Annotated in this window: 8 protein-coding genes; 6 read left to right on the forward strand and 2 right to left on the reverse strand. The window is 61.3% G+C overall.

Annotated features, from left to right (window positions below; genetic code table 11):
• The first annotated feature begins 140 nt into the window (after positions 1–140).
• Positions 141–1,496 (forward strand): heme anaerobic degradation radical SAM methyltransferase ChuW/HutW, encoded by a 1,356-nt coding sequence (gene hutW, locus ACB037_RS08285; RefSeq protein WP_371175256.1) that lies wholly within the window; start codon positions 141–143, stop codon positions 1,494–1,496.
• 56 nt (positions 1,497–1,552) lie between these two features.
• On the opposite strand, the gene xseA is transcribed toward hutW, so the two are convergent.
• Positions 1,553–2,917 (reverse strand): exodeoxyribonuclease VII large subunit, encoded by a 1,365-nt coding sequence (gene xseA, locus ACB037_RS08290; RefSeq protein ID WP_371175176.1) that lies wholly within the window; start codon positions 2,915–2,917, stop codon positions 1,553–1,555.
• Positions 2,918–3,023: 106 nt separating this feature from the next.
• A complete protein-coding gene (locus tag ACB037_RS08295) occupies positions 3,024–3,932 on the reverse strand; it encodes a DMT family transporter (RefSeq protein ID WP_371175177.1) in 909 nt (302 codons plus the stop codon).
• Between the two features lie 376 nt (positions 3,933–4,308).
• On the opposite strand from ACB037_RS08295, the gene ACB037_RS08300 reads away from it, so the two are divergent.
• The 5 genes from ACB037_RS08300 to ACB037_RS08320 all read left to right on the forward strand — a co-directional run bounded on the left by ACB037_RS08300 (position 4,309) and on the right by ACB037_RS08320 (position 14,123).
• Complete coding sequence (locus tag ACB037_RS08300) at positions 4,309–7,515, forward strand: alpha-amylase family glycosyl hydrolase (protein WP_371175178.1); 3,207 nt, start codon at positions 4,309–4,311, stop codon at positions 7,513–7,515.
• A 793-nt stretch (positions 7,516–8,308) separates the two neighbouring features.
• Positions 8,309–8,944 carry a YitT family protein gene (locus tag ACB037_RS08305; RefSeq protein ID WP_010674548.1) on the forward strand — a complete coding sequence of 212 codons (636 nt, stop codon included), beginning with the start codon at positions 8,309–8,311 and terminating at the stop codon, positions 8,942–8,944.
• A gap of 265 nt (positions 8,945–9,209) precedes the next feature.
• Positions 9,210–10,673, forward strand: a complete 1,464-nt coding sequence (guaB, locus tag ACB037_RS08310; RefSeq protein ID WP_323886728.1) for an IMP dehydrogenase — start codon at positions 9,210–9,212, stop codon at positions 10,671–10,673.
• Between the two features lie 84 nt (positions 10,674–10,757).
• Positions 10,758–12,347 carry a glutamine-hydrolyzing GMP synthase gene (gene guaA / locus ACB037_RS08315; RefSeq protein ID WP_042863789.1) on the forward strand — a complete coding sequence of 530 codons (1,590 nt, stop codon included), beginning with the start codon at positions 10,758–10,760 and terminating at the stop codon, positions 12,345–12,347.
• 741 nt (positions 12,348–13,088) lie between these two features.
• Positions 13,089–14,123, forward strand: coding sequence for a hypothetical protein (locus ACB037_RS08320; protein WP_371175179.1), 1,035 nt, complete (start codon positions 13,089–13,091; stop codon positions 14,121–14,123).
• The last annotated feature ends 22 nt before the right edge of the window (positions 14,124–14,145 follow it).

Here is a 14,145-nt window from a genome sequence, read left to right on the forward strand (position 1 = left end):
CTGCTGCCCTGATGGAGACAGAGTGACGGCTCAATCCTTCCCGACTTGATCCAGCACAAATACCTGCAACTGATATTCGTTATCATTTGCGTTATTTACGCAGGGTAACCCCAGTGACGACTCTCCAGCTTTCTTCGACCATGACGGGGCTTTGTACCCCGGATCCCCTCAAATTCGCCTTCACCGCCAAGACGTCGGCCCATGCCAGCCGGGGAGGGGCCGCCCCCCTGATGCTGGACGATGCCGGCTGGCAAGCCTGGTGGCAGCAGGAGAGCGAGGCCAAGGCCCGAGCGCTCTATATCCATATCCCGTTTTGCCGCAAGCGCTGCAGTTTTTGCAACTTCTTCGAAAACGGCGCCAATCCGGCGCGCATGAGCCGCTACATGGAGGCACTCTGCGGGTCGCTGCACCAGGCAGCCGAGACGCCGCTCGTCCAGAGCCGGCCTTTCTCGGCGGTCTATGTGGGGGGCGGCACGCCGACCGACATGGCGGCGGGCGATCTCGCCCGCCTGGCCAGCGCCATCCGCCGTTTTCCCCTGACCGTGGATGCGGAGCTGACCCTGGAGGGGCGGCTCAACGGCTTTGATGACGAGAAGTGGCAGACGGCCCTGGCGGGTGGCTTCAATCGTTTCTCGTTCGGCGTACAGAGTTTTGATACCCGTGTGCGCCAGCAGGCGGCCCGCTTCGATGACAGGGAGACCTTGCTGGTCCGGCTGGCGGCGCTGACCCGCCACAACGAGGCGGTGATCGTGGCGGATCTCATCTTCGGTCTGCCGGGGCAGGATGAGGCCGTGTGGCGCCAGGATATCGCGGATGTGATGGCGAGCGGGGTGCACGGGGTGGATCTCTACCAGCTCATCTCCATGGCGGGCACCAACCTGGCGCGCGCCGACGAGAAAGGCACCCTGGGCTGGGCCGCCGATGGCCAGCAGCGGGCAGTCATGTATGCCGACGGGGCACGGACGCTGGAGGCGGGGGGCTGGGAGCGGCTCTCCTGCAGCCACTGGCGGCGCACCGATGCCGAGCAGAGCCGCTACAACCAGATGGCCAAGTGGGGCGCCGAGATCCTGCCCTTCGGCGCAGGGGCGGGGGGCAATGTGCAGGGTCACGGCCTGATGTATGGCCGGGATCTGGCGGCCTGGCACGAGGCGCTGGCAACCGGTGTGCGCGCCCCCGGCATGGTGATGAGGCCCCATCCCGATGCCCGTCTCGACGGGTTGCTGCGAGGGGGGCTCGACACCGGATGGCTGGCGTTGTCGCAATTGCCACAGGGGCTGGTCTCCCACCTGATGCCGCTCTTTGAGGCCTGGCAGCGACACGGGCTGGCACGGCTCTCGGCCGAGCGTCTCGCCCTCACCCTGGCGGGGCGTTTCTGGAACGTGAATTTGCAGGCCGGGTTGTTCGAGTATCTGAGGTGCAATCCACCGGGGGGGATCAAGGGGGGCGAGAAACCATCCGGCCACTCGGGCAAGATGGCCGGTCATGCCCTGGTATAACGGGCTATCGGAGCACAGAAAGGAGGCGGGGGCCTGGTGCAGGCCCCCGCTTTTTGTCAGCGGTTGTCGACCTCGTCCACCCGTACCCGCAGCGCTCCCTCTGCGAGGGTGGTGACCAGGGTCTGGCCTGCATTGACCTGGGATGCGCGGCGGATCACCTCCCCGGAGGGGGTGCGCACGATGGCGTAACCGCGCCCCAGGGTGGCCAGCGGGCTGATGCCGTCGAGGCGGGCTCCCAGCATGGCGAGGCGGTGGCGGGCGAGATCCTGGCGTTTTGCGATGAGGGCATGGAGGCGCTCCTCGGCAAGCTGGTGACGACGTTTGCCGATGGCCAGCAGCTTTTCGGGGCTTCTGGCCTGCAGGCGCATGGCGAGGCCCGCCAGGCGCCGCTCCCCCTGGTGCAGGCGATCACGCAGGTGCTGCTGCAAGCGGCGGTCGAGCTCGTCGAGGCGCTGGGACTGCTGCTCCAGCCGTCGCTTGGGATCCTGATGATCGAGCCGCTTCTGCAGCAGGACGAAGCCATGGCGGGCGGCGACCTGGTGACGGCTCATGGCCTGGGTGAGCCGCTGGCGCAGGTGCACGAGGCGCTGGGCGCGGGTGCGCCTGTCCGGCGCGACCAGCTCGGCGGCGGCAGAGGGGGTGGGGGCACGAAGGTCGGCGGCAAAGTCGCTGATGGTGACGTCCACCTCGTGTCCTACGGCGCTCACCACGGGGATGGCGGAGCCTGCGATGGCCCGTGCCACCGCCTCTTCGTTGAAGCACCAGAGATCTTCAAGGGAACCGCCGCCGCGTCCGACGATGAGCACATCCACCTCGGCGCGGCGGTTGGCAAGCATGATGGCCGAGACGATCTGGGCGGTGGCGGCGCTCCCCTGCACCTGGGTCGGGTAGATGAAGACGGGCAAGTCCGGGGCGCGGCGTTCAAGCACCGTCAGCATGTCGTGCAGGGCGGCGCCGGTGGCGGAGGTGACCAGCCCGACGGCGCGGGGTTCCCGGGGCAAGGGGCGCTTGCGCCCTTCGTCAAAGAGCCCTTCGGCCCCGAGGCTGCGCTTGAGCTCCTCGAAGCGCAGGGCCAGCATGCCATCCCCGGCGGGCTGCATGGACTCGATGATGAGCTGGTAGTCGCCCCGGGGTTCATAGAGGGAGACTCGCGCCTGCACCAGCACCTGCATGCCATCCTGGGGACGGAACGGCACCCGGCGGTTGTTGCCCTTGAACATGGCGCAGCGCACCTGGGCCGACATGTCCTTGAGGGAGAAGTACCAGTGGCCGGAACTTGGCATCGCCAGGTTGGAGAGCTCGCCGGTGAGCCACACCAGCCCCAAATCCTGCTCCAGGATCATGCGCACGGCGCTGTTGAGGCGGGTGACGGTGAAGATCTGCTGTTGTCTGCTCTGACTGGCGGGTTCGAGGTGATTCAAGGCTGGCCCTGCTGTGGTGTCCGCCGGGGCGGGAGAAACGATGGGGGTCATCTTACCCCAGTTGCGCCCATCTGCCGAGCCATGGGCCCGGCAGATGACGCGGAGCCTAGGCTTGTGCCTTGGCCGACTTGACGGCTCTGGCGGGGCTGGTCACCAGCCAGACCGCGAGGCAGACCACGGCGCCGCCGAACACGAAGCCGCCGGTGAGGGTTTCCCCCAGCACCAGATAGCCCCACAGGATGCCGAAGGGCGGAATGAGGAAGGTGACAGTGAGACTTCGCAGGGGGCCGATGTCGGCGATCAGCCTGAAATAGAGCAGATAGGCGAAGGCGGTACAGAGGAAGCCGACCGCCAGCACGCTGGCCCAGACCCCAGGCTGGGCCCAGTCGACGGCGGGGCCGGTCGCCAGGGTGTAGCCGAAGAAGGGAAGCAGGAAGAGGACGGCCCCTATCTGGCTGCCAAAGGCCACCAGTTTGGCGTCCAGGCCTCCCCGCTCGGTGACCCAGCGCCTCGTCAGAAAGCCGGCGCAGCCATAGCAGGCGGTGGCGATGAGGCAGGCCAGCACCCCGATGGCCAGTTGGCCGCTCAGGTCGACCTCCCCGGTGGTGGTGATGAGACCGATGCCCACCAGCCCCAGCATCACCCCGGCCCACTTGCGCAAGGTCAGCGCCTCGTGAAAGAAGGAGAAGCCGATGAGGGCGCCCATCAGGGGCGTGGTGGCGTTGAGGATGGCGGAATACCCTGCGGGCAGCCAGAGGGCCGCCACGGCATACATCAGGAAGGGGACGCCGGAGTTGATGATGCCAAGCACCATGATGGATTTGAGCTTGCCCTGAAACTGCATGGGGGTGCGCAGCAGCAGGAGCATGGCGGCGAGCCCGACGAGGGCGAAGAAGACCCGCAGGAAGGTGGTGTTGACCGAGCCGAACGCCGGCGCCGCGATGCGCATGAACAAGAAGCTGACTCCCCAGATGGCTGCCAGCGCGAGCAATCTCCCGTAATCCGATGGTCTCATCGTTTCTCCCTGAATGAACCGCCCAGTTGCCCGAGATGGCAAGGGGGATTGCATCATGGGGGCAAGCGTCCCCGATGGCAACGGCGCCGTGCAGGAGGCAGGGGCTGACCCTGTGCCCGAGGTGGTCGCGGAGGGCGGCCATCTTGCTCTCCCCGATGGGGGCGCCCCTCACTTCTGCGCCAGGAAATGAAAGCGCTATCAATCACATACAGCCCATGATGAGGTCGACAGTGGTCACATTTTGCGCGTGTTGGCCATGAATTGGCCATGGGGGACTCTAGACTGGTCGGGCTCATCTGAAGGCGGGACGTTGCGGATGGGGGAATGCCGGGACACACCGGCATCACACACAAACAATGAAAATAAAGGACTATCAATGGCTAGATGGATACTCGCGGCCGGATTGTTGGGAACCCTGATCACGGCGCCGAGCACGGCGGCGGAGTGGTTCTTCCGGGGCACCGCGAATGGATGGGCGGCGACCGCCATGACGTCGACGGACGGCGTCAATTTTGATACCTGCCAGCGCTTCGTGAGCGGGGATGCCAGCGGCGGCCCGCGCTTCAAGATAGACAGGTACGGCAACTGGCAGCAGAGCTACCCGGCGGCCGACTATGGGGTCAATGCCAACACGGCGTACCAGATCCGCATCAACGCGAGCACCCAGGCGGTGAGCGCGACGGCGGTGGCCAGTTGCGAGGCCTCGGGGTTTGCCAGCACCTTGCCGCAGCTCAACGTGCGCGGCACCTTCAACGGCTGGGCCAGTCTCCCCATGACCCTGGTAGGGGATCACCTGTGGCAGGTGGAAGCCTACATGGATGGCAAGGCGAGCCAGCGCCTCAAGTTTGATCAGGCTGGCGACTGGGCCGTCAACTTTGGCGACAGCAACGGCGACGGCGTGCTGGAGAAAAGTGGCGGCGACATCTTCTGGAGCGCCGTGGGCACGGTGCGCATCCAGGTCAACGACCAGACCCTGGCCTACAGCATCACCCCCCTTGGGGATGACAACCAGCCGCCGCTCGCGGTCATCACCCCGGGGGGGACGGTGAACGTGACCCAAGGGGCGTCACTCACCTTGAGCGGCAGCGACTCCACGGATCCCGACGGCCAGATCGCGAGGTATCTGTGGAGCAGCGGCGAGACCACGGAAAGCATCGTCGTCAACACCACCCAGACCGGCACCTTCACCTATGGCCTTACGGTCACCGACGATCAGGGCGCCAAGGGCAGCAGCAGCGTGAGCGTGGTGGTCGGGGCAGGACAGAGCAGCGACAGCTGGTACTTCCGGGGCACGGCCAACAACTGGGGGCTCACCCCCATGACCAGCGAGGATGGCACCACCTTCTGCACCGAGCAGGCCTTTGGCAGCAACAACCCCCGCTTCAAGATTGACCACAAGGGGGACTGGACCGAGGCGTATCCGGCCCAGGATTACCTGGTCAGCGCCAACACCAGTTATCGCATCTGCTTTGACAGCCTGCGCAAGGCCATCGAGGTGGAGACGCTGGCCGGGGCCGATCTGCAGGCCCCCACGGTGACGGCCACCCCGTCCCCGGGGAGTTATGTGGACAGCCAGTCCATCACCCTGGGAGTGAGCGACGATCAGGACAGCGCCCCCGCCGTGCATTTCACGACGGACGGCAGCCAGCCCACCACGGCATCGGCCCGTTATGCAGGCCAGCCCCTGGTGGCGAGTGACAAGGGGAGTGGCACCGATCTGGTGATCCGCACCCTTGCCATCGACGCCAGCGGCAATCAGCGCGAGCAGCGCTTCGAGTACCACATCGGCGAGCAGGGGGTGGCGAGCGGCGATTTTCGCGCCGAGAGCATCTACTTCCTGCTGACTGCCCGCTTCTATGATGGCGATGCCAGCAACAACTACTACAACCGGGATCGCTACAAGGCGGGGGATCCCCAGTGGCGTGGCGACTTCAAGGGGTTGATCGCCAAGCTCGACTACATCAAGGATCTCGGCTTCACCGCCATCTGGGTGACGCCGCCGGTGGAGAACCGCTCCGGCCTCGACTACCACGGCTACCATGCCTACGACTTCTACCGGGTCGATCCCCGTCTGGAGTCGCCGGGGGCGGGTTACCGGGAGTTCATCCAGGCGGCCCACGCCAAGGGGCTCAAGGTGATCCAGGACGTGGTGCTCAACCACTCGAGCCAGTACGGTCTGCGCGGCAAGACCTGGATCGATCGCCTGCCCGTCAAATACTACGTACCGGCGGGGTCGAGCCAGGGACTCATCAACAATGGCCCCTATCAGGGCAATCTCGGGGACTACGCCAGCGCCAACCGCTGTGACGACGACAACCCGGCGGCGCCCGACTGGTACAAGGCCCGCTGCCAGTCCGATCCGGCGGGCACCCAGCCCCTGGTAGACCCCAAAACCGGCGCCACCGTGCCGAGCGCAGGCTACAACCCCAACCGCTTCTTCGGCATCGACGCCCAGACCCTGGATCCCGCCTGGTATCACCTGGACGGTTTCATGTCCGGCGGTGACTGGGAGAGCCCGCTTGCCCTGCAGCGCAAGCACATGGCGGGGGACTGCATCGATCTCGCCACCGGCAACCAGAACGTCAAGGACTACCTCAACGGCGCCATTCGTCAGTACCTCGACATGGGGGTGGATGCGATTCGCATCGATACCTTGAAGCACATCGAGCGGGACGAACTGCTGACCTATGTCCATGACTGGCAGGCTCACAAGCCGGGGCTGTTCGTCTTTGGCGAAAACCTGGTCAAGGGCACCGGCTGGGGCTCTGAGCTGGCCAACGACAATGCCTCGGCGGTTATCCGCCCCTGGTGGTATACCCGCACGACGGCCAACCCGGCCGATCCCCGTGCAGGGGGCGATTCGGGCCTCTCTGTGCTGGACTTCTCCCTCTTCTCCACCTTCCGTGACAACGTCACCCGGGGGAACTTTGGCGGGGTAGGGGGGATTTTCGCCATGGATTGGGTCTATGGGGATGCCACCAAGCTCATCACCTTCTTCCAGAACCACGACGTGGGGCCGGACAATGACTTCAAGTACCGCTACGGCGGGGAAGAGGGCAATGCGGCCATGACCTACAACCTGCTCTGGACGGCGCGGGGGATCCCGACCCTCTACTACGGGGAGGAGGTAATGTTCCAGGCGGGCAAGCCCCAGGACATCGACGGGGCCACCATGACGGTGGATCAGACCGGTCGTGCCTACTACGGAGATGTGCTGGACAACCCCGCCACCCCGAGCCACCCGCTCTATCAGCACATCAAGCGCCTGAACCAGATCCGCAAGGCGGTGCCCGCCCTGCAAAAAGCGCCCATGAGCCAGGTGAACGAGTGGGGGAGCGGCATCAGCTTCGTGCGTGATCTGAGCGCCCAAGGGAGCTACGCTGCCGTGGGCCTTGCGGCCAACTCGGCCCAGCAGATAAACCTGAGTGGCCTGAAGAACGGCACCTACACGGACGCGGTAACCGGTGCGAGCCAGAGCGTCAGCAACGGCAGCCTGAGCTTTGCGGTGCCCGCCTATTCGGCGCGGGTCTGGGTACTGAACGGCCCGGGCAAGGTGGGCGCGGACGGCAAATACCTCAAGTAAGGAAGCCCTGTCACAGGGTGCAGCGAGTCGGCCTTCGGGCCGACTTTTTTATTCTGCCTTCTGCCTGAATGGATGCCCCATCCTGATGGGACTCTGGCTGCGGAGGGGCTGATGGATGGACAGACCTGTGGACTCGCGACCAGCACGCTCATGGGCAGGGGGCTAGAGGGAAGGGGAGTGGTGCATCCGCCGCCCGAGTCACTCCATGCTCTGCATATTGCAGTGCTCATGGCAGTGAGCAAAGCGGTGCCCATGTCGCCTTTGCACCGCGGTGCAAGGCAAACCGTGCCACTCGGTTGATCTATATTGGTGCAACTGCACTTTATTGGTGCGTAATGTCCACATCCGCCCCTGGAGCCCGCCCCGAAGAAACACACCGTTTGGCCCCCGGATTTCCCCCATGACAAGCATCATCCATGCTGAAAAGCGGCATCGTATCGACATGATCTGCCGAAAAACCGGGCTGTGAAGGGGATACCACGAGGCCTTTCTCGGTGACTCGGGTAAACATGCTGCGCCACTGTGATGGCCGATCACGGAAGTGGTGCATTCGAGCTGCACATTGCGTGTTTATCAGAATTTAAATCCGATTATTTATGGTATCGCGGACTCTTGTTTTGATTGGCGCTCTTTTTGCTGTGCCTTGTCATCCCCACGATGGCGACATAAGGGGGCGGGGGACGCAAGATTGGGGGGTGGGGACGGCAAGGTGATCGGGTCGCCGCCATCAGCCCCAATGCGGCCTGGTTGTCGGGCAACGGATGCCACCATCAAATCGGATCTAAGGAGTCATATGGAAGGTGAAATGACCATGCAGCCAGCGGCTGCGGGCAGGGGGCTGGCCCATACCCTCAAGGACGATGTCTACGGCATGGTGCTCGGGGTCATGTTTATCGCCGTGGGGCTCAATCTGCTCAAGTGTTCCGGTATGATCACCGGTGGCATCGCGGGCATCGCCCTGCTGATCGCCCATGTCAGTACCCTGCCCATCGGCGTGCTCTTCTTCCTGGTGAACCTGCCCTTCATGGTGTTCTGCTACGTCACCATGGGGCGCGCCTTCACCCTCAAGACGCTGATCGTCAACGTCGCCCTCTCGGCGGCCACCCAGGCGGTGCCGCTGCTGCTGACGGTGAGCTATGTCCACCCCCTGTTTGCCGCCCTGGTGGGGGGAACCTTCCTCGGCATGGGGGTCTTGTCTCTGGCGCGCCACAATGCCTCCGTGGGGGGCACCGGCGTGGTGACGCTCTGGCTGCAACGGCGCACCGGCATCAATGCGGGAAAGAGCCAGATGGTGCTGGATGTGCTGGTGTTTGCGCTCTCTCTGCTCACCCTGCCGCTTCCCCTGCTACTCTGGTCAACCCTGAGTGCGCTGGCCATGAACGCCATGCTGATGAACTGGCACAAGCCGGGCCGCTATCAGGGGAACTGACCGCCGGTCTGGCTGACGGCTGTGAGTGGAAAAAAGGCCGTTCCGGGAGACTGGCGGCAGAAAGGGGCTCAACGGCAAAAAAGATCATCTTGTCGGGAAAAACGGCATGGTTACGGCTGAATTTATTGGTTTTTTGCCCTGTTGGTGGCGTTAAATCGGGCTACGCCATAAAAAATTCAAAAAACTTCTTTACCACTGCCCAATGCATGAGTAAAATTTGTCGGCAATATTTTACACCCCCACTCCTCAACGGTGAGATATTGCCATGCTCAGGATTGCCAAAGAAGCGCTGACCTTCGACGATGTACTGTTGGTTCCAGCCCACTCCACTGTTCTCCCCAATACCGCCGACCTGCGTACCAAGCTCACGTCTGCGATCACGCTGAATATCCCGATGATCTCCGCTGCCATGGACACAGTGACCGAAGCCCGTCTGGCTATCGCACTGGCCCAGGAAGGCGGTATCGGCTTCATTCACAAGAACATGTCCATCGAGCAGCAGGCTGCCGAAGTGCGCAAGGTCAAGAAGTACGAGAGCGGCGTGGTCAGCGACCCCGTTACCGTGCGCCCTGACATGACCATCGCCCAGATCAAGGAGCTGAGCCACAAGAACGGTTTCGCCGGTTACCCCGTGGTGACTGACGGCAACCAGCTGGTGGGCATCATCACCGGCCGTGACGTGCGCTTCGTCATCGATCTCTCCCAGACTGTCGAACAGATCATGACCCAGAAAGATCGTCTGGTCACCGTGCGTGAAGGGGCCCCTCGCGAAGAGGTGGTTGCCCTGATGCAGAAGCATCGCATCGAGAAGGTGCTGGTGGTGAACGCCGACTTCAAATTGAAGGGCATGATCACCGTGAAGGACTTCCAGAAAGCCGAGCGCAAGCCCAACGCCTGTAAAGACGAGCGTGGCCGTCTGCGGGTCGGTGCCGCCGTCGGTGCCGGCGCAGGCAACGAAGAGCGCGTCGCCGCCCTGGTGGAAGCCGGTGTGGACGTGCTGCTGATTGACTCCTCCCACGGCCACTCCCAGGGCGTGCTGGATCGCATCAAGGCGACCCGTGAAGCCTATCCTGACCTGCAAATCATCGGCGGCAACGTCGCTACCGCCGCGGGCGCCAAGGCGCTGGTGGAAGCGGGTGTCAACGCCGTCAAGGTCGGTATAGGCCCGGGCTCCATCTGTACTACCCGTATCGTGACCGGTGTCGGCGTGCCCCAGATCACCGCCATCTCCGACGCGGTGGACGCCCTGGAAGGCACCGGCGTGCCGGTGATTGCCGATGGTGGCATCCGCTTCTCCGGCGACGTGGCCAAGGCCATCGCCGCAGGCGCAAGCTGCGTCATGGTGGGCTCCATGTTTGCCGGTACCGAAGAGGCGCCGGGCGAGATCGAGCTCTATCAGGGCCGCTCCTTCAAGTCCTACCGCGGCATGGGCTCTCTGGGTGCCATGTCCAAGGGCTCCAGCGACCGTTACTTCCAGACCGACAACGCCGCCGACAAGCTGGTGCCGGAAGGGATCGAAGGGCGCGTGCCGTACAAGGGCCGCCTCAAAGAGATCATCCACCAGCAGATGGGCGGCCTGCGCTCCTCCATGGGTCTGACCGGCAGCGCGACCATCGACGACATGCGCACCAAGGCCGAGTTCGTGCGCATCTCTGGCGCCGGGATGAAAGAGTCCCACGTTCACGACGTGACCATTACCAAAGAAGCCCCCAACTACCGGATGGGCTGATGAAACGGGGCTCTGCGCCCCGTTTTTCCACCCTTTTTTTATCCCGTGCTTTTTGTGACAACATCAGCCTGATGCAGGAATAAAATGACTAAAGACATTCACGCCCACCGTATCCTTATCCTGGATTTCGGTTCCCAGTACACCCAGCTCATCGCCCGTCGCGTCCGTGAAATCGGCGTCTACTGCGAGCTGTGGGCCTGGGACGTAACCGAAGAGCAGATCCGCGAGTTCAACCCGAGCGGTATCATCCTCTCCGGCGGCCCGGAATCCGTGACCGAGGCGGGCAGCCCGCGCGCCCCCGAATACGTGTTCAACGCCGGCGTGCCGGTGTTCGGCATCTGCTACGGCATGCAGACCATGTCCGAGCAGCTCGGCGGCAAGGTGCAGTCCTCCAACCTGCGTGAATTCGGCTATGCCCAGGTCGAAGTGCTGGGCCAGTCCGGCAAGACCAGCGCCCTCTTGCGCAACATCGAAGACGCCATTGCCGACAACGGCAATGCCCTGCTGGATGTCTGGATGAGCCACGGCGACAAGGTCACCGAGATCCCCGCCGGCTTCACCACCATCGCCCAGACCGCGACCTGCCCCCACGCCGCCATGGCCGACGAAGCCAAGCGCTTCTACGGCGTGCAGTTCCACCCGGAAGTGACCCACACCCGTCAGGGTGCCCGCATGCTGGAGCACTTCGTCAAGGACATCTGCGGCTGCGAGTGCCTCTGGACCCCGGCCACCATCATCGACGACGCCGTTGCCCGCATCCGCGAGCAGGTGGGTGACGACGAGGTGATCCTGGGCCTCTCCGGCGGCGTGGACTCCTCCGTGGTCGCCATGCTGGTGCACCGCGCCATCGGCGATCGCCTCACCTGTGTCTTCGTCGACAACGGCCTGCTGCGCCTGAACGAAGGCCAGCAGGTGATGGACATGTTCGGCGATCACTTCGGCCTGAACATCATCAAGGTCGATGCCGAAGAGCGCTTCCTCTCCGCTCTCGCGGGTATCGACGAGCCGGAGGCCAAGCGCAAGACCATCGGCCGCGTCTTCGTCGACGTGTTCGACGACGAGTCCAAGAAGCTCAAGAACGCCAAGTGGCTGGCCCAGGGCACCATCTACCCGGACGTCATCGAATCCGCTGCCAGCAAGACCGGCAAGGCCCACGTCATCAAGTCCCACCACAACGTCGGCGGCCTACCGGAAGAGATGAAGATGGGGCTGGTGGAGCCGCTGCGCGAGCTGTTCAAGGACGAAGTGCGCCGCGTCGGCCTCGAACTCGGCCTGCCCTACGACATGCTCTACCGTCACCCCTTCCCGGGCCCGGGTCTGGGCGTGCGCGTGCTTGGTGAAGTGAAGAAAGAGTACTGCGACCTGCTGCGCAAGGCTGACGCCATCTTCATCGAAGAGCTGCGCAAGGCCGACCTCTACAACCAGGTCAGCCAGGCGTTTGCCGTCTTCCTGCCGGTGCGCTCCGTCGGCGTCATGGGCGATGGCCGCAAGTACGACTGGGTCATTGCGCTGCGCGCCGTCGAGACCATCGACTTTATGACCGCCCACTGGGCTCACCTGCCGTACGACTTCCTCGGCCACGTGTCGAACCGCATCATCAACGAGATCAACGGCATCTCCCGCGTGGTGTACGACGTCTCCGGCAAGCCGCCCGCAACCATTGAATGGGAATAAAAGGCGTGGGAATAAGCGGCTAACGCCTCTCTCCCAGCGGTAACGCAAAACTGTCAAAAAGGCGCCCTTGAGGTGCCTTTTCTTTTTCCAATCGTTTGCGAGAAAATTTGACCTCGGGCGCAGGGGGTGAGGGCCCTGTTGCCAACGTTGTCGTGCTGAGTGCCTGGGGCGATCGGCAGAGCGTCATCTATCGCGTCCACATAGGGCGGCAGGCTGTGGTTTATCCAGACGGGGAGGGGGAGCAACCCCTGTCCGTCAGATGCCATGTGGGAAATGGAGTCGGATACCAACCGTGTCGATGCCCCATCTTGATACAAGAGGGTGATGCGAGCGGCTGATGCGCCCCCAAGATGGGGTAATTTCTTGATCTGGCTTGGGAAACGCCCCCTTCCGCTTTTTCTTGTCTCTTTCGCTTGCTAGGATATCCGTCTGGATATGGTCTCTTTGGCGTCACCGATGAACCAGGTCAGAGACACCACTTGGGTCAAAAGGGGCAAACTGGAGGCTGCCCTACGGTAGCTTGGTTGTTACTCGGAAATAGCGCGAGCACGCAGAGCGCCAGTGGGGGCGCAGTGGATAGGAGCGAATGCGGTCTGATACCAGTGAAAGTTTTGTAATGTGATGGTTTAAAATGAATTTTGGTTGTGGTTATAAAGATGAAGCGGAGTTATACGGAAGGCTCTGCTATCGGATTAGTACCACCTTCCATCTAATCACTGTTATACATAATAAGGATATTGAGTGGAAACTTCGAATCACAATTATGATGGAAAGCCAACAGCATATTTAGACCACAACATCCTTGATATATTTGTAAAAAATAAACATTTACCATTCTCATCTGAGCTGAGGGAGAAATATCAAATTGTTTATTCAGATGAAACACTCAAAGAAATTAAAAGGACAGGAAGTTGTGGCTCAAAATTTCTTGAGGTTCTTGAAAGTATGGAGGCAATGCATGTTCGAATATTACTCACTGAGAGTTTCAAAATAACGGATAAAGCCATATTAAAAAAACGAAACCCATTCGATGCTTTTGAAGATTACTGCAAAAACATTGAACCGGTTTATGAAGCGATGGAAAAAGCCACGACGCAATCATTGCTCAAATTCTATGGTGGCCGAGTAGGAAGCGACTTTGACGACATTAACAGAGAGCAAATAGATTCATTCAGTAACTTAATTAAATATATTTCTGAACAGGTTGACGAGATAAAATATTTAGTTCCAGGAATAGAGGCCGCAGTCGCTGCCCATACAAAGGAAATGCAACACAGCTTCAACGACGCCCTTGCCCAGTCAACAGCGGAGTTGCGTAAACACATAGAAGATGAATTAAACTATTCTGGCGTTCAGACATATCGCAACCATATGAATATCGGGCCAGTTCAACTGAATAACATTCAACCTCCAAGCGTAATAGAGAAAATATGGAGCATCTACAAAACACTTGATGGCTATAGGGAAAGTGATTTTTCGATAGAGCAATTCTTAGGTATATCAATAAACCCAATTTACAATAGAGAGATGTATTTGCACGAAAAGGTGATATCTGTATACAATGTATTAAATGTTATTGGCTACTACCCAGATTCTAAGATGAAGCATGATAGAAGATTTACTGCCGCAATGAGTGATGCAGGACACGCAGCTATAGCTTCGTTCTCAGATTTCCTATTCTCTCGGGATGTCGCCTTTATACATAAAACCAGAGCCACGTATGAATATCTCAACGTCAAAACCCAAGTCATAGAAGTAATCGTTAATGACGTATAATAACTTGTTAAATCGTTCGCTT

It is taken from the genome of Aeromonas sp. S19(2024), from assembly GCF_041402625.1.
Lineage (GTDB): Bacteria > Pseudomonadota > Gammaproteobacteria > Enterobacterales > Aeromonadaceae > Aeromonas > Aeromonas caviae.